The sequence below is a fragment of the Maribacter aestuarii genome (genome assembly GCF_027474845.2).
GTDB lineage: Bacteria > Bacteroidota > Bacteroidia > Flavobacteriales > Flavobacteriaceae > Maribacter > Maribacter aestuarii.
Genome location: NZ_CP107031.2, coordinates 3,848,965 through 3,864,851, shown reverse-complemented (window position 1 = coordinate 3,864,851; position 15,887 = coordinate 3,848,965). Strand labels below are relative to the sequence as shown.

Annotated in this window: 15 protein-coding genes; 9 read left to right on the top strand and 6 right to left on the bottom strand. The window is 41.2% G+C overall.

Annotated features, from left to right (window positions below; genetic code table 11):
- Window positions 1-205 precede the first annotated feature (205 nt).
- Window positions 206-607, top strand: a complete 402-nt coding sequence (locus N8A89_RS17660; protein WP_289644690.1) for an acyl-CoA thioesterase — start codon at window positions 206-208, stop codon at window positions 605-607.
- Here the strand turns inward: N8A89_RS17660 and N8A89_RS17655 are convergent.
- From N8A89_RS17655 to ribD, 4 genes are read right to left on the bottom strand one after another with little or no spacing between them, the layout of a single operon-like run.
- Window positions 600-1,202 (bottom strand): IMPACT family protein, encoded by a 603-nt coding sequence (locus tag N8A89_RS17655; protein WP_347343941.1) that lies wholly within the window; start codon window positions 1,200-1,202, stop codon window positions 600-602. The genes N8A89_RS17660 and N8A89_RS17655 overlap by 8 nt on opposite strands.
- A 7-nt stretch (window positions 1,203-1,209) precedes the next feature.
- Window positions 1,210-2,073: a DMT family transporter gene (locus N8A89_RS17650; protein WP_281540391.1), complete on the bottom strand. Its 864-nt coding sequence runs from the start codon at window positions 2,071-2,073 to the stop codon at window positions 1,210-1,212.
- A complete protein-coding gene (locus tag N8A89_RS17645) occupies window positions 2,074-2,676 on the bottom strand; it encodes an HAD family hydrolase (protein WP_281540390.1) in 603 nt (200 codons plus the stop codon). It abuts the gene before it with no gap.
- Window positions 2,669-3,748 (bottom strand): bifunctional diaminohydroxyphosphoribosylaminopyrimidine deaminase/5-amino-6-(5-phosphoribosylamino)uracil reductase RibD, encoded by a 1,080-nt coding sequence (ribD, locus tag N8A89_RS17640; protein WP_281540389.1) that lies wholly within the window; start codon window positions 3,746-3,748, stop codon window positions 2,669-2,671. Before ribD ends, N8A89_RS17645 begins: the two co-directional genes overlap by 8 nt.
- A gap of 102 nt (window positions 3,749-3,850) precedes the next feature.
- Between ribD and N8A89_RS17635 the strand changes: the two genes are divergently transcribed.
- The 6 genes from N8A89_RS17635 to N8A89_RS17610 all read left to right on the top strand — a co-directional run bounded on the left by N8A89_RS17635 (window position 3,851) and on the right by N8A89_RS17610 (window position 9,500).
- Window positions 3,851-4,336 (top strand): GNAT family N-acetyltransferase, encoded by a 486-nt coding sequence (locus tag N8A89_RS17635; RefSeq protein ID WP_281540388.1) that lies wholly within the window; start codon window positions 3,851-3,853, stop codon window positions 4,334-4,336.
- Between the two features lie 2 nt (window positions 4,337-4,338).
- Window positions 4,339-5,202, top strand: a complete 864-nt coding sequence (gene prmC / locus N8A89_RS17630) for a peptide chain release factor N(5)-glutamine methyltransferase (protein WP_289644689.1) — start codon at window positions 4,339-4,341, stop codon at window positions 5,200-5,202.
- Window positions 5,199-5,780, top strand: coding sequence for an LOG family protein (locus N8A89_RS17625; RefSeq protein WP_281540387.1), 582 nt, complete (start codon window positions 5,199-5,201; stop codon window positions 5,778-5,780). The genes prmC and N8A89_RS17625 overlap by 4 nt, the downstream gene beginning before the upstream one ends.
- Complete coding sequence (gene ligA, locus N8A89_RS17620) at window positions 5,780-7,774, top strand: NAD-dependent DNA ligase LigA (protein WP_281540386.1); 1,995 nt, start codon at window positions 5,780-5,782, stop codon at window positions 7,772-7,774. Before N8A89_RS17625 ends, ligA begins: the two co-directional genes overlap by 1 nt.
- Window positions 7,775-7,954: 180 nt before the next feature.
- On the top strand, window positions 7,955-9,202 hold the full coding sequence (locus N8A89_RS17615) for a cation:proton antiporter (protein WP_281540385.1): 1,248 nt from the start codon (window positions 7,955-7,957) through the stop codon (window positions 9,200-9,202).
- A complete protein-coding gene (locus N8A89_RS17610; RefSeq protein ID WP_281540384.1) occupies window positions 9,192-9,500 on the top strand; it encodes a hypothetical protein in 309 nt (102 codons plus the stop codon). The genes N8A89_RS17615 and N8A89_RS17610 overlap by 11 nt, the downstream gene beginning before the upstream one ends.
- Window positions 9,501-9,722: 222 nt before the next feature.
- Here N8A89_RS17610 and N8A89_RS17605 read toward each other — a convergent pair whose 3' ends face one another.
- On the bottom strand, window positions 9,723-11,210 hold the full coding sequence (locus N8A89_RS17605; RefSeq protein ID WP_281540383.1) for a TIR domain-containing protein: 1,488 nt from the start codon (window positions 11,208-11,210) through the stop codon (window positions 9,723-9,725).
- A 1,082-nt stretch (window positions 11,211-12,292) separates the two neighbouring features.
- Between N8A89_RS17605 and N8A89_RS17600 the strand changes: the two genes are divergently transcribed.
- Window positions 12,293-12,799 carry an RNA polymerase sigma factor gene (locus N8A89_RS17600; protein WP_281540382.1) on the top strand — a complete coding sequence of 169 codons (507 nt, stop codon included), beginning with the start codon at window positions 12,293-12,295 and terminating at the stop codon, window positions 12,797-12,799.
- A complete protein-coding gene (locus tag N8A89_RS17595) occupies window positions 12,796-13,386 on the top strand; it encodes a hypothetical protein (protein ID WP_281540381.1) in 591 nt (196 codons plus the stop codon). The genes N8A89_RS17600 and N8A89_RS17595 overlap by 4 nt, the downstream gene beginning before the upstream one ends.
- A gap of 445 nt (window positions 13,387-13,831) precedes the next feature.
- On the opposite strand, the gene N8A89_RS17590 is transcribed toward N8A89_RS17595, so the two are convergent.
- A complete protein-coding gene (locus tag N8A89_RS17590) occupies window positions 13,832-15,874 on the bottom strand; it encodes an amidohydrolase family protein (protein WP_281540379.1) in 2,043 nt (680 codons plus the stop codon).
- Between the last annotated feature and the right edge of the window lie 13 nt (window positions 15,875-15,887).

The following is a 15,887-nucleotide window of genomic DNA, read 5'->3' as shown; positions in this document are numbered from 1 at the left end:
AATAAAATTGGCTCTCGTTTAGTGGTTAGTGATTAAGCAAAAAATAACAAATCGCAATAGGTCGGTTACATAATTTTAGGGTAGACAAATATGTGAACAAAAAAGCTAAAAAAAAATGAATCTCTATTGAATTTACCCTTTTTTTCCTCATGTTCGTTGGTCTACAAAGGGAGCTTTTAAATATATACTTTTTACCTTAAAACAAATGATGATAAACGAAATTTCTTTTCGTGTAAGATATGGGGAAACGGATCAGATGGGCGTGGTCTATCATGGCAACTATGCCCAATTTCTTGAAATGGGCAGGGTTGAATGGTTGCGCTCCTTAGGCGTATCTTATAGGGATATGGAAGAAAACGGAATTATGCTCCCGGTAATTTCACTATCCGTTAAATACTTAAAACCAGCGTTGTACGATGATATAATTACGGTCAAAACCATGCTGAAAAAAAAGCCGTCCGTACGAATAGAATTTGAATATCTAATCACTAATGAAACAGGAGATATTATTGCCGAAGCAAACACGATACTTGCTTTTATTGACATTAATAGGAAAAGGCCTATAAAATGCCCAGAATATATTCTCGATAAATTGGATTTTACTTAATTTCCACTTGAATCTTATGATAAGGCTTTAGACTTTTTTTGAGCTTATGTACTTCACTTTTTCGGACCGACACTAAAAACTGACAACTTTCAGCCAATTCTTGCTTAATCAGATTCATCTGATATTTGTCAAGCATTCTCATGACCACGTTCATTTCCGGATACTCACATTTTAGCACAAGCTGCTCTTCTAAAAATTTTTCTACGATTGTTGCCTGTTCCAAAGTTAATTTTGCAGTTTCCTTGTAAGCACTAATAAGTCCTCCCACTCCTAATTTAGTTCCTCCAAAAAATCGTACTACTACCACCAGGACATTGGTTAGGTCAAAGGATTGAAGCTGACCGTAAATGGGCATTCCGGCCGAATTGTTGGGTTCCCCGTCATCGTTTACACGGTAGCGTTTCTGTTCAACACCAAGTTGCCATGCATAACAAAGATGGTTAGCCGTTGGATATTGGCTGCGGATCGTTTCTAAAATTGGATTTATATCTGTTTCGCTTTCAATGGGAAAGGCATGGCCATAAAATTTACTTTTCCTCTCCTTCAGCAAGACTGCCGCCGTTGGTTTTTTGATAGTATGATAGTTATCCTCCAAAATTTTGCTATGTGATTGAGACTAATAGTATACTTAGAATGGCCAACCCAATGCCCGACCAGTTTTTTAAACTGAGCCGCTCCTTGAAAAATATAATCCCGAAAAGTGTGGAGAGCAAAACAATCGCGACATTGTTTATGGTAAAGATAGATGCGCTGTTGAGCCCATCATATTCTAGTGCCTTCACGAGAAAATAAATGGAGAAATAATTGGGAACACCCAATGCAATTCCCCCGATTACATTAATAATATTAAAGCGGACTCTTTGCTTAATCGCTTTGAAGCCCATGAAAACAAAGCCGCTAATACCCGCGGCAAAGAAAACAGTAGCTGAAAACAAAGGAAGTTCACCATCTTTCAAGTGCAGTTCTTGAAAATACTTGATAGACGTATCTATGATTCCAGAACCTAGAAAGACTAAAAAGGGTAAAAACAGAAGACTTAGTTTAAACGGTAATGCCGTCTTTTTAATGGACGATAGGTACACCGCCATAATAGCGATAAGGATTCCCAAAACTTTCAAGGGTCCCAGTTCTTCCTTATAAAGAAATATACCCACTACGGCCGGTACCACAAAAGACATTTTAGTGGCAACCGAAGCCACGGAAACGCCCAATCTTTGGGAAGTCAACGCCATTATGTTGAATATCAAAATGAACAAGACACCTAATGCCAAAGCACCCAAGAACCAACTCTTTTGTGTAATTTCCACAAAATCAAAGCTTCCCGTATAGGCCACCAACCCCACTGCACAGGCTACCACGTAATTGGTAATAATGGCATAAGGGGTTTCCACATTAAACCTTATATACAACTTAAAAATCACGAAAATGAGACTGGAGAAAAGTATGCTTAAAGCGAGATACAGCATTTAAAGTCTATTTTTTAAATCGGTTATATCTTCCACTCCCACTTGCAGGTGCCAACCATGTATACCCAATTCTCTTGCACCTTCAATATTTTCTAGAGTATCGTCTATAAAAAGGGTTTCATCAGCATTTAGCTCATTTACGTTGAGGACGAACTTGTATATTTCTGTGTTGGGCTTTCTTAAATTTATCTCATGGGATAAGTAAAACTGCTCAAAACAGGCCTTGAATCGTTCATAGTTTTTCTTACCCATGGACTCCATCACGTGGTTAATATGTATAGCGTTGGTGTTGCTAAGCAATAAGAGTCTATAGTTCGCTTCTCGATGGAATTCCTCAATAAATCGGAGTCTATACTCGGGGAAGTCTAGTAGAATGGCATTCCATGCTTCGGTAAGTTCTTGCGGAGTAGCTTTTGGAAAAATACGGTTTAAGGAATCGAGGAACGCCTTGGACCTTATTGCACCAGTCTCGTACTCCTTCGCCAGCGTTAGTAATTCCGGGGTGGGTTCGGTTAATCCAAACTTCATCATTTCCCGAAAAGTGGCTTCTTTATCCAGGTTTATAAAGATGTCTCCGAAATCGAATATGATGTTCTTAATCATTTTTCAATAGTGTTAATGAGTCCTCCCTAAGTTGTGTAGTAGTAACCAAAGTCCCTTTTATTCGGGGCGCGGCTATACCTTTCTCAAAATTTGTGGAGCCCTTAAAAATCCTTACCTCATCCCATTTGTTAGCATCTATAAAGCTTTGTAGCGTTTTTGCGCCTCCTTCAATTATAAGGCTTTGAATGTTCAACTCGTACAGTGCGGAACAAATGCCTTCGGTGGTATCGGTTTTTGGGTCGAGGACATGGTATTCTACATGCTGCTGGTATAGGCTTTTGTCCGTAACAGAAGTCATGACAATAGTACGATGGGCTCCGTTGAGTACATGCGCGCTTGCAGGAATCTTTAGATTGCTATCCAATACGATACGGATTGGCGATTTTCCCGTCCATTGCCGAACATCAAGTTTAGGATTATCATCAATAACGGTTTGTGTTCCTACAAGGATGGCCTGCTCCTCATTACGCCATTTATGCACCAACTGCCTGGATAATGTTCCGGTTATCCAATAGGGTTCGGGGTTTTTATGACGCATTTCCTTTGTAGGTGCGATGAAGCCATCGTTCGTTTCGGCCCATTTCAAGATAATATAAGGACGTTTTTTAGTGTGATAGGTCAGAAAGCGTTTGTGATGCTCTGCACATGCTTGTTCCAGCACACCTACCACTACCTCGCACCCGAAATTTTTAAGTTGTTCAATGCCCTTGCCCGCTACTTTGTCGTGAGGGTCCTTGACGCCAATAACAACCCTATTTATACCGTGTTTTATAATCAAATCCACACAAGGAGGGGTTTTTCCAAAATGGGAGCAAGGCTCTAGCGTCACGTAAAGCGTGGCCTTTGGTAATAAGGTTTTATCGATGACTGAATTAATCGCGTTCACTTCTGCATGATTACCCCCATACGGACTGGTATATCCTTCGCCAATAATCACTTTTTCATGAACAATAACGGCACCGACCATAGGATTTGGAGCTGTGGTGCCCAAACCGTTTTTGGCGATTTGAATACACCGCTGCATGAAAATTTCATCAAGGATATGGACTTTTAACGTAGGGCCGTTATTCATTGAAAATGCCAAATTTATTGTAAATCTAGTTTTACAGGTACTGTCAATTCATGTATCTTCACCCGTCAAAAATAGTACTTTAAAAGCTATTTAAATTTTAGGATGGAAAGGGCAAGAATTAGGGAAATACGTAAAGACGACAATGTCAAAGTTGCAAAAGTTGTACGCAAGGTTCTGGAGGACCTGGGCGTTCCAAAAGTAGGTACGGCATATGCGGATACGGCTTTGGATAGTATGTTCGAGAATTATGACGTTCCCAAGGCGACTTACTTCGTAGTAGAGGAGAACGGTAAAATCATTGGCTGCGCCGGGGTCGCACAGTTGGAAAATTATGAGGGGAACGTCTGTGAATTACAGAAGATGTATTTTTTGGAAGAGGCCAGGGGTAGAGGCTTGGGAAAGCAAATGATCAACACCTGTTTACAGCGCGCAAGGGAATACGGGTTTGAAAAGTGCTATTTGGAAACCATGCCCTATATGACCGATGCCCAAGAGTTGTACAAAAAAGCGGGTTTTGAATATATTGATGCCCCGATGGGAAATACCGGCCATTACTCTTGTCCCGTTTGGATGCTTAAAACCATATAACTGTGCTACTAGCCGAAATAAAGAAGATTTTCCATCATGAATTGGATGAGCTTTATGGAGCTGACGAGGTATCCAGTTTTTTTTACCTTCTCATTGAGCATTATTTAGGTCTTGAACGATTTATTTTAGCCATCCAACCCAATTTGGTCGTTTCTAAGGAAGATGAAAATCCCTTATTTGCTGCACTAAGTCAGCTTAAGCTCCAAAAGCCTATACAGCATATTATTGGTCATACTTATTTTATGGAATTGAAGTTCAACGTTGGTCCGGATGTATTAATTCCAAGACCGGAAACTGAAGATTTAGTGCGTTGGATTATGGAAGATTATCAAGAGACAAACCTGCAAAATATAAATATCCTGGACATAGGAACGGGTAGTGGTTGTATTCCAATTGTTTTGGCGAAGAACCTCGAAAACGCTCAGGTGGCCGGTTTGGACATCTCAAGTAAAGCTTTAACCATAGCACGTTCCAATGCCCTGTTGAACGGAATTGAAGTTAATTTTTTTGAGGGAGATATCTTGAAAGGGATATCCAGTTCTAGTATTAAACAAAAATATGATATAATTATTTCTAATCCTCCGTATGTCAAAGAGTTGGAAAAGGAAAAAATGAGCCTTAATGTTGTTGACTATGAACCGAACGAGGCCCTCTTTGTTCCGGATAAAGACCCCTTGGTATTTTATAAGGCAATTGCCGAATTTGCGCAGAATCGATTGACTGAGGGAGGAAGTTTATACCTGGAAATAAATCAATATTTGGGAAAAGAGATGGTAGATTTACTCGAAAATTATACTTTTAGGAATATCGAGTTGCGAAAGGATGTTTTCGGAAATGACCGGATGATAAAGGCAATTAAAGTATGACAGGAGTTGTAGTATTTTGTGGCAGTAGTGAAGGTAATGAAAGAGAGTTCTTGAAAGATGCCTACGTATTGGGAAAAACACTGGCCGAGCAAAAAATCGACCTAATTTACGGCGGAGCTAAAATAGGGGTCATGGGAAAAGTAGCCGAAGGCGCCTTAGAACATGGGGGAAAGGTTATTGGTATTATTCCGGAGTTTTTAAAGCTCAAGGAAGTATTTCATAAAGGGCTATCGGAATTGATCGTGACACCCAACATGCATGAGCGTAAATTGTTGATGCACGAAAAAAGTGACGGTATTTTAATGTTACCCGGTGGATTCGGAACCTTGGAAGAGTTTTTTGAGATGCTGACCTGGTCCCAGCTTGGGTTACATCCCTATCCCATTGCCATTTTAAATACCAATGGGTTTTATAACGAGTTGCTGACCATGTTACAGAAAATGGTGGATAAAGGCTTCGTTAGAAAGGAAAACTACCACGCTATAATCGTTGATCAAAATATTGATAGGCTTTTGGAAAAGATGAAGAACTATGTGCCGCTTCCCGTACCTAAGTGGATGAGTAAAGAACAAGTATAATGGACGTTGAAGAGAAAATAGACGCACTGCGCAAAGAACTTAGGGAACACAACTACAACTATTACGTTTTAGACAACCCTACGATTTCCGATTTCGATTTTGATATGAAATTGAAGGAACTGCAGGAATTGGAAGCTAAACATCCTGAATTCTATGACGCCAATTCGCCCACCATACGGGTAGGAGGTATGGTCACCAAGAATTTTGCTACGGTCGTGCACGAACACCGTATGTATTCTTTGGATAATTCCTATTCTCTAGAAGATTTGGTGGACTGGGAGAAACGCATTCAACGTAATCTCGGTGATGTCCCGGTGCAGTATACCTGCGAACTAAAATACGATGGGGCATCCATCAGTATTACCTATGAAGAGGGTAAATTGGTCCGTGCGGTCACCCGTGGCGACGGATTTCAAGGGGATGACGTAACCACGAATATCAGGACCATTAAATCGGTGCCGCTACAACTCAAAGGCGACTTTCCGGCAAAATTCGATATTCGCGGAGAGATCGTTCTGCCGTTTGACGGCTTTCAAAAAATGAACGAAGAGCGTATTGAAAATGGAGAGGAACCCTACATGAATCCCAGAAACACCGCTTCGGGGAGTTTAAAACTACAGGATAGTGCATTGGTCGCACAAAGGCCCTTAGAATGCTTGTTGTATGCCATTGTGGGTAATAATACGGGAATAACCTCACAGTTTGAAATGTTAGAGAAAGCACGGGAATGGGGCTTTAAAGTACCTTCTGCGGCAAAATTGTGTGAAAGTACCGATGAGGTGATGGCCTTTGTGGACTATTGGGATGTGCACCGGCATGAGCTGCCCTATGAGACCGACGGGGTGGTGGTAAAGGTGAACAGCCTGCAATACCAGGAAGAGTTGGGCTACACGGCAAAATCCCCACGCTGGGCCATGGCCTACAAGTTCAAGGCGGAACAGGTCTTCACGGTATTGAACGAAATTACCTATCAAGTAGGGCGCACGGGGGCCATCACTCCCGTGGCTAATCTGGAACCGGTCTTATTGGCGGGGACCACGGTAAAAAGGGCATCGCTCCACAATGCGGACCAAATTGAAAAACTGGATATTCGCGAAGGAGATACCGTATTTGTAGAAAAAGGCGGTGAAATCATTCCTAAGATTATCGCAGTGGACCTTTCCAAAAGACCGGCCGACTCCCAACCTACACAATATATCGACCACTGTCCGGAGTGCCATACGGCACTGGTGCGTACCGAGGGGGATGCCAAACATTACTGTCCCAATGAATACGGATGTCCACCGCAGATTACCGGTCGTATCCAACACTTTATTTCCAGAAAGGCCATGGATATCGAGGGGCTGGGTGGTGAGACTGTAGAGTTATTGTTTAAAGAGGGACTAATTGACGATTATGCCGATTTGTACGACCTCACCAAAGAACAGATACTCCCCTTGGAGCGCATGGCGGAGAAATCTGCCGATAACTTGATTAAAGGGGTGGCGGAATCCGTAAAGATTCCTTTTGAACGTGTGCTGTTCGCCTTGGGTATAAGATACGTGGGAGAAACGGTTGCCAAAAAACTGGCAAAAGCCTACAAAAACATTGATGCCCTTTCTGTTGCTACCCAAGAGGAATTGGAGGCTGTAGACGAAATAGGGGAGCGCATTGCCGAAAGCGTCGTTGATTTTTTCAGGAATGAAAGGAATCTGGATGCTATTGAACGCTTAAAGGCCAAAGGGATACAGTTTGAGTTATCCGCTGAAAAATTGGAAAACCAGACCGATATTTTAAACGGTAAAACCATCGTAGTTTCAGGGGTGTTTGAAACCGTAAGCCGTGACGAACTCAAAAAATTGATAGAAGACAATGGGGGCAAGGTAGGTTCCTCCATTTCCAGTAAGACCAGTTATTTGGTGGCTGGCGACAAAATGGGACCCAGTAAACGTACCAAAGCCGAAAACCTGGGAGTTCCCATCATAACGGAACAGGAATTTCTAGGAATGATTTAGATGAATAGAAAAATTAATATGGCGGCCTGAGCGGAGTCGAAGACCTTTTGACCTAATAATTACGGAACAGGAATTCTTGAATATGATTTAGTGGCCAAGCCATATTATAAATAATTTTTGCAAAGATGTTCAATTAGGGTAAAGCCTTTATTCAGATCGTAGTGCTATTAAAATAAAAACATGGATTACTTTATTATTGCAGCAATACTAGTGTTTATATCCGCCATATTTGGCTATATCAATGTACGCTTTTTAAAATTGCCCAACACCATTGGGCTAATGTTGATTACCATCGTGTTTACCCTGGCGGTTTTCGGGATTAGTTATTTTGATGATACGCTGTTAAATGCCGAAAGGTATATTATAAGTCAAATCGACTTTAAGACCGTGCTGCTAGATATCATGTTGAGTTTTCTCCTCTTTGCAGGAGCGCTACACACCAACTTTGAACAGTTAAAAGTACAACGTTGGCCTATTTTGGTATTCTCTACCCTTGGGGTTTTGGTATCGACCTTTCTGGTAGGGACGCTCATGTATTACCTGTTACAATTACTGCAAATGGAGGTGAATTTCATTTACTGCTTGTTGTTCGGGGCCTTAATTTCACCTACAGATCCCATTGCCGTTTTGGGAATCTTAAAACAGGCAGGCGCACCTAAGAAGCTGGAGACCAAGATTGTGGGCGAGTCCCTGTTCAACGATGGGGTTGGGGTCGTGGTGTTTTTGACCATTTTTCAATTGGCCTCCTCTGGCACCGGGGATATTGAACCCTTGGCTATTTTAGAACTTTTTGGGGTAGAGGTGATTGGTGGTATTTTTTTCGGGCTGTTCATAGGATGGGTCACCTACCGCTTAATGCGCTCGATAGACGATTATGATATTGAGGTCATCATTACCTTGGCCGCCGTGATGATGGGGACCGTGGTAGCGCAAAAATTCCACCTTTCCGCGCCTTTGGCCATGGTGACTGCAGGATTGATGGTAGGTAATGACAAAGTGCGTAATTCGGCCATGTCCAAAATCACCGAAAACTATGTGGACAAGTTTTGGGAATTGATTGATATTTTACTGAATACGCTATTGTTTGTACTGATCGGTATGGAAATGTTGGTCATTTCTTTTGAAACCGATTACGTCATCGCTGGTCTGATTACCATTCCCGTGGTGCTGGCCTGCCGTTACCTCTCACTTTTGTTGCCGATTAAGTTCTTTGAAGAAAAACTGGACTTTGTCCCCAAGACGAACTTGGTCATGACCTGGGGTGGACTACGTGGGGGTATCTCCATTGCCTTGGCCTTGGGGCTGACCCAAGAAATGCATCGCGATTTATTCCTGGTGATAACCTACGTAGTGGTGGTTTTCTCCATAGTGGGGCAGGGCTTAACCGTAGGCAAACTCGTTAAAAAAGTGACGACCCATGCTGCCTAAGAATTACACCGAATTTCAGGAGACCCTGCAACAAGTTGCACCACCGGCAGCTTGGCCGGATGCCTTAAAGGCCATGTGGTTTGATGCCAAGGGCGATTGGGAAAGCTCCCATAATATTGCCCAGGATATGCACAATGAATTGGGCAGTTGGTTACACGCTTATTTGCACCGTAAAGAAGGCGACCGCTTTAATGCCGGGTATTGGTACCGGCAGGCGGGGAGAAGCTATCCGGAAATTTCTTTAGAGGAAGAGTTACGGGAAATAGTAGATTTTCTTTTGAAGAAAAAGGAGTTGTAAGCTTGGAAGGTTCGTTATCGTTTAGATGGTGGCTATTGCGGAGGCATGGAAATCTCTTTGTTTCTGTCTTTGTATGTAGCAAAACCAATTTTATTTTGCCCTATATTTTTATGCCATAGCAAAATCGAAAAGAATTTGTGGACATGTTAAATAGGCGCTTACCTCAGAATAAAAAGCAAATTCAGCGTTCTTTATAGCTATTATTGTAAATTGTATTTAATTTTATTCTTTTTCTTTGTTTCTATGGTCAGAAAGTTTTTCCACTATTAAATCTACAATTTTGGTAGCTTGTTTGTCAAGGTCATTTGAAGGGTCAAAACTTAAACCTCCTAATTTTTGAGTTTCATCAAATAAACCTGGATAGTTATCGGAATACCAAATTGGAATAATTGAATTTGTTCCAAATCTTTCCCTGAAATTATCTGATTCAAATTTTGTCCAAATCTTTTTTGGATAATCTTGACTTAGTAAAACTACCACGAAATATGCCTCAGATTTGTATATTGGGGCTAAATATTCTTCAACATTTTCTGCTAATATTCTGGATTGTTCGTTTTTGTCGTAAAATACAGATATTTCTCTTTCAAGTAGTAAATCATTAATTTTTGAAGCCAGATTCCTGTTCTCACCCGCAAAAGATAAAGCGAAGTCATATTTATTTGAGAAAGCTAGACTAATGTAACCGACTTTTTCTGCAAATTTAGACCAAAGAACATTCCTCAAATAAAACATAAATTTGGGGTCTTCAACTGCTAAAACTCTCGAGTTTGTATCGTAATGTATCACATCCTTTAACTCCTCATTATCCCTTATAATAGCTTCAAGAAATCCTTTATCAACAATTTGCGTAATACTTAGTTTGTTTTCAGGATATTTAAGATATATGTCATCAATTTGAATTGCCCACTCGTCAGATTGTGAAAGCCAATATAAAAGATGCAAATATGGTGCTCTTCCTTCTCGTCTTAGCCTATTTCCAATCGCAAATTTTCTTGCTTTTGGATAAAATATCCTATCGAAATCAGATAGAACCTTCTCTCTAATTACTTCAATACTAGATTTTAAATCTTTTGTGTTATCGCATGTTTGTAATACTTCAGAGTTTATACAGGTTTCTTTAGATAATAGCTGTGCTATATGAAAACTGCCTTTTGCTAATATAGTAATGTCTTCTTTTGTGCTTATTTTAATATTGAGGGCCTTTTCACCTAGTTCAATTAATTCGGTGATTTTATTAGGAGGATTTTGCTCAAACTTGATGGTATCAATTCTATTATTTAAGTCACCAGCTATTTGAACCAATGAATCACCTGCCTTATTTATTCCTATTAAAATCAATTTATCATTATCTCTTTCTTCATCGGCCAAAACTTTCATGTAGTCAGCAATTGATGATTTTAAATCAAATTCTAATAAATGAAAATCATCAATAATTACAGTACCCATGCCATGAAATTCTGGTAAAAGTCTTATCATCTCAAGGTCGTCTTTTTTCCTTGCAGTTAGAGAGGTGATGTTTTTATTAAGACCTAATTCTTCAATAACTTTTATTACACAAGTAGTTTTACCAATTCCTGATGGTCCTTCAACGACTAAACACCTTCCCTTAGTTCTAAGAGAAACTAAAATTGTGTTATATTCATCTGGTCTTACGAACGTATGGGTTGGAATTCCTGAAGTTTTGAATACATCCTCTAAATATGCTTTCATAGTTGATTTTAGATGCCCTACAGCGTTTTGAATATGAATGGGCTTAATCCTAATATCCATCAATAACGAAGTTCGGGCTTTCTAAAATTTATCTGTAACCATTCTTACAAGAGTTGTAAGAAGTTTTTAACACTTAAATAAATTAGCTCCCCTCTTAAGTTTAAGAGGGGTGGTTTGGCTTGTCAAACCGGGGAGTTCTGTTTTCAATTCGTATTGTGGTAAAGTCAGAACCCTCCGGCCTTTTCGCTTACTCAAAGTCCACCTCCCTATCTCTAAAGGGAGGAGCCGTTGGCTTGTTTTACCTTGGTGATACTTTTATAAGCCCCCCTCTTAAGTTTAAGAGTTTTATTAGAATAATCACGATTGTCAGTTCGAGTGACGTCCTGAAAGAGACGTTGTATCGAGAACCCTAGGACCACGCTCGGGGCAGTGCCATTTGAAACATGATTACTTCTCGCTACAAATTTCCGTGTACCCTTCGGCTCCGCTCAGGGCAACGACTTGGAAATTCACTCGAAGTGACAGCAAACGGGGCGTAAGAATAAAGGGAGCTCTGTTTTCAACTCATGCAAAGCAAAATCAGAATCCTCCGGCCAATTACATTGGCCATCTCCGTTTGTCTAAAGGGAGGAGCCGTTGGCTTGTTTTACCTTGGTGATGCTCTGTTAGTTGCCCTTTAGAGGGTTTTTTGATTAATCACGATTGTCAGTTCGAGTGACGGCCTGAAAGAGGCGTTGTATCGAGAACCCTACAACTGCGCTCAGGGCAGTACCCTTTGGAACATGATTACTTCTCGATACAAATTTCCTCGTACCCTTCGGCTCCGCTCGCCGCAACTCTCGCAAATTCACTCGAAGTGACAGTGCGCGGAGCGCTGGAAGAAAAGGAGTTTTGTTTTCAACTGATACGTTAGCAAAATCAGAACCCTCCGGCCATTGCATCCGTGTGTAGTCAGTCTGCAAAAACAAGCCGCTTCCATCCAAGTGGAAAATCAATAGGCTGGTATAAATCAAAATTTATAATAATAAATTGTCATATTTAGAAGACTTTGGTAACTAAAATAGTGGACAGAAGCCTTAACAATGGAAAAAGAACAGGAAACTATATTTCTTGATGCACTAGAAAAAAATCAAGAAAAGCTATTTAGAATTTGCTCGATATATTCCAAAGACGAGGAGGACGCCAAAGACCTATTTCAAGAGGTGTTAGTCCATATATGGAGGTCGATGAACACATTTAAAGATAATTCGTCCATTGGAACTTGGATGTTTAGAATTGCCTTAAATGTTTGTCTTCGTTCCAAATCTAAGCAGACTAAAAATCAAAAGCGCTTCATACGATTGGATAGCATGACTATTTCCAATCTTGGTTCAGCAGAAAATAACGAAGAAGTAAATGAAAAACTGAATAGTCTAAGAAAATGTGTGAAAAAATTGGATGAAGCTGATAAGGCAATAGTTGCTCTTTACTTGGAAGAGGTTGCTTACAGGGAAATTTCAAGTATTCTAGGATTATCCGAAAACCACATAGCTGTAAAGGTCAAACGTATAAAGTCAAAATTGTTGAACTGTATAAATAAAACATTATGATAGAAGATGAACTTATTAAAATTTGGCAATCCTCAAGCGATCACGAACAGATAAAATTCAATAAATCAAAACTGATGATAGAATTAAAATCAAGTTTGGGACGGTTACATAGATGGTGGAAATATCTTGAACTCGTAGAGGTGATTTCTTTAATTATTGGTATTCTTTCCTTTGCTTACCTCATTTTTCGGGTTCCTTTTACTACTACCAAAATTGCTTGCATATTAATAATTATTTTAGGAATCACGACATTGATCAAAGTATTGGGTATAAAAAATATTAAACCTAGTGATTTGGAAGAAAATTATCTTGAATATCTCAAAAGGACTAAGATATACCTTAAAGCACAAAAGAAATTGCTTGAAACGTATTTCTATTGGGGAGTTCTTCCCATTTTCCCTATTATGTTCCTTTTTCTAGTTGGTTTTTGGGAGTTGCCCGAAAAGCGCCATATAATAATTATTAGTTATTTGGCTACCATATCCATAGGGATTTATGCATATTTTTTAAATAAAAAAAGAGTGAAAAATGAAATCGACCCAAGAATTGATAAGGTTGATGAATTAATAAGTGGACTAGAGAATTAAAAATAGCAGGGATTTTGATTTATTGAATATAACGATTTGGTTTTGAGGTTTGGCTTGTCAAACCGGGGAGTTCTGTTTTCAATTCGTATTGTGGTAAAGTCAGAACCCTCATGCCAATTAAATTGACCACCTCCCTTTAGTTAAAGGGAGGAGCCGTTGGCTTGTTTTACCTTCGTAGTACTTTAATAAGCTCCCCTCTCACATTAAATAGTTTTTTTTGAATAATCACGATTGTCAGTTCGAGTGACGTCCTGAAAGGGACGTTGTATCGAGAACACTAGACTCCGCTTAGGGCAGTGCCTTTTGGCACGAGATTGCTTCTCGATACAAATTTCCTCGTACCCTTCGGCTCCGCTCAGGGCAACGTCTGGGAAATTCACTCGAAGTGACATCCAAAGTAGATTAACCTTAGGCGAACCTTAATATCAAAACTTAATCATAACTATTACTCCGTTACTTTCGGCATTTCGGTAAAAGGCTCAATACCAAACGCAGGATAGACCTCACTAGGGTAGTAGAACGTACCACCTCGGGATACCAGGGCTATGGTTTTTATGGCCTTAATATCCTCCACGGGGTTACCGGGAATGAGGAAGAAATCCGCCAGTTTGCCGGGCGCAATGCTTCCCAGGTCCTTGTCGCCCAAATAATTCGCCATATCATAGGTCGCCAGTTTCACGAGTTCCGCAGGGGTAAAGCCCAATTGTTCGTACAGCTCCAGTTCCCTATGGTAAAAGAAAGAGCCACCCAAATCCGTGCCCGGTATGATCTGGATACCTTTATCCTTCATCATTTTTAAGGTCTCCACAATTTTTTCATAACCCTCACGATAGGCAGTGTCGTCCTCGGACGAAGCTACATCGGCCAAGGCTACCTTATATCCCCGTTGGGCGTTGGGGGGCAAATGGTCTATGACATCCTTGGTGCCGTCCCAGACTTTCCCGTTTCTCGCTTTCATCAACACCTCATGGATGGCCAAGGTGGGGTCCATAGCGGTATTGTTCTTTACGAACAAGTCCATGGTTTGCTGCACTTTGGGACTGTTCAGGTCCAAGCCCGGAAAACGTTTCAGGGCCGTAAGTCGTAGTAACGTCCGGGTATCTTCATCGGGCTCCAATACCCAACCCAACATCGTCTGGTTTATATGCGTCATTTCATCAAAACCGGCACGTAACATGGCATTAGCATTGGAGAACGCGGGCACATGTCCACAGACGAACATGCCGTAGCCATGGGCCTTTTTAACGATGACCGGGGCCCAATCCCCGTTCATGGAATTGTACAGTTTGACACCATAAAAACCTTTGTCATGATAGGTGTCCACCGCCGCCAGCGCCTCTTCCTCACTGGAAACCAAAATACCGTTATTGGCGCTGTACTCACTTTGTCCCTCAATAAAACCTAAGCGATGTACCCGAGGTCCGGCTAAAATGCCTGAATTTATTTTCTTGATGAGCTCGTCCAGGACCTCATTATCGTTCCCCATATCCCGGAAGGAAGTTACGCCCGCCAGTACATTCAGCAAGGCGCCCTCATCCCCGGTGTGGGCATGCATTTCGTACATTCCGGCCACCAAGGTGCCGCCGGCTCCGTCAATGACCACCTCATCCGCGCCACTGGCGTCTGAGGCATCGATACTTACAATACGCTCCCCGTCTACCAACACAGATGATGGTGCGGACAATTGTAAGGTATTGGGGTCAAAGATTTTTACGTTGGTGATACGCACCTTTTTCCCGTAGTTATGGGCGTATTGCTTTTGAAGGGATTCAAAACGCTCTGTGGAATATTTTTCGGCATATGCCCTGAGTTCTTTTTCTTTCGATTCAAAACCTTCCCGAACAATGACGAACGACGGACTGATAACGGCGAATAACCTTTGGTCGTTATCAGCAATGAAATAGGAGGGATTCAAATCCGCACCGGACATGGCATATGTGGTCAGGTCCACCATGGTGGAATCTACCGTTATGCTGGTTTTTTCCATTTCGGTGAGTTTCAGTTTGCCCGCCGGAAGTACATCGGCAGAAAAATCGGGAGCGTTCATAAGGCTACGTGCCGTAAGTATCTCCGAATACGGACTACCAGATTGATTCACATACCACAACGCCGTGTTGGTCGCCGTACTATCGCTACCAGTGGCATCGGTCCAGGAAGCGTTGTTTCCATTCATCCTAAACTTTTCGTCCACGCTATTGCCAAAAGTGGTGTTCCCGGAAATATCCCATTGCACCGGAAACCCGGCCGCATTTAACACGATGGTCTCTTTCATGGTAGGTCCACGACCATTGTTTTTATAATCGTAATCCACTTGTATAGTATCTCCAACGGTCAGGGTCTTCAAATGACCGACCACGGTACCGCCAAAGATGACGGAGTACGTTTCATCGCCCTGATAAGCTTCCAAAGAAGATTTTTCATCCGCTTCTTGATTACAGGAAATGAGCAGCAATAAAATAAAGGGTAAATAGAGGATTCGTAGTTTCATATCAGGTTGATTT

Bases quoted from the DNA above. Each gene is read 5' to 3' on its own strand.
- N8A89_RS17590 (WP_281540379.1), bottom strand. From the start codon at position 15,874: ATGAAACTACGAATCCTCTATTTACCCTTTATTTTATTGCTGCTCATT.
- ribD (WP_281540389.1), bottom strand. From the start codon at position 3,748: ATGAATAACGGCCCTACGTTAAAAGTCCATATCCTTGATGAAATTTTC.
- N8A89_RS17625 (WP_281540387.1), top strand. From the start codon at position 5,199: ATGACAGGAGTTGTAGTATTTTGTGGCAGTAGTGAAGGTAATGAAAGA.
- ligA (WP_281540386.1), top strand. From the start codon at position 5,780: ATGGACGTTGAAGAGAAAATAGACGCACTGCGCAAAGAACTTAGGGAA.
- N8A89_RS17595 (WP_281540381.1), top strand. From the start codon at position 12,796: ATGATAGAAGATGAACTTATTAAAATTTGGCAATCCTCAAGCGATCAC.
- N8A89_RS17605 (WP_281540383.1), bottom strand. From the start codon at position 11,210: ATGAAAGCATATTTAGAGGATGTATTCAAAACTTCAGGAATTCCAACC.
- N8A89_RS17635 (WP_281540388.1), top strand. From the start codon at position 3,851: ATGGAAAGGGCAAGAATTAGGGAAATACGTAAAGACGACAATGTCAAA.
- N8A89_RS17645 (WP_281540390.1), bottom strand. From the start codon at position 2,676: ATGATTAAGAACATCATATTCGATTTCGGAGACATCTTTATAAACCTG.
- N8A89_RS17610 (WP_281540384.1), top strand. From the start codon at position 9,192: ATGCTGCCTAAGAATTACACCGAATTTCAGGAGACCCTGCAACAAGTT.
- N8A89_RS17650 (WP_281540391.1), bottom strand. From the start codon at position 2,073: ATGCTGTATCTCGCTTTAAGCATACTTTTCTCCAGTCTCATTTTCGTG.
- N8A89_RS17660 (WP_289644690.1), top strand. From the start codon at position 206: ATGATGATAAACGAAATTTCTTTTCGTGTAAGATATGGGGAAACGGAT.
- N8A89_RS17615 (WP_281540385.1), top strand. From the start codon at position 7,955: ATGGATTACTTTATTATTGCAGCAATACTAGTGTTTATATCCGCCATA.
- N8A89_RS17600 (WP_281540382.1), top strand. From the start codon at position 12,293: ATGGAAAAAGAACAGGAAACTATATTTCTTGATGCACTAGAAAAAAAT.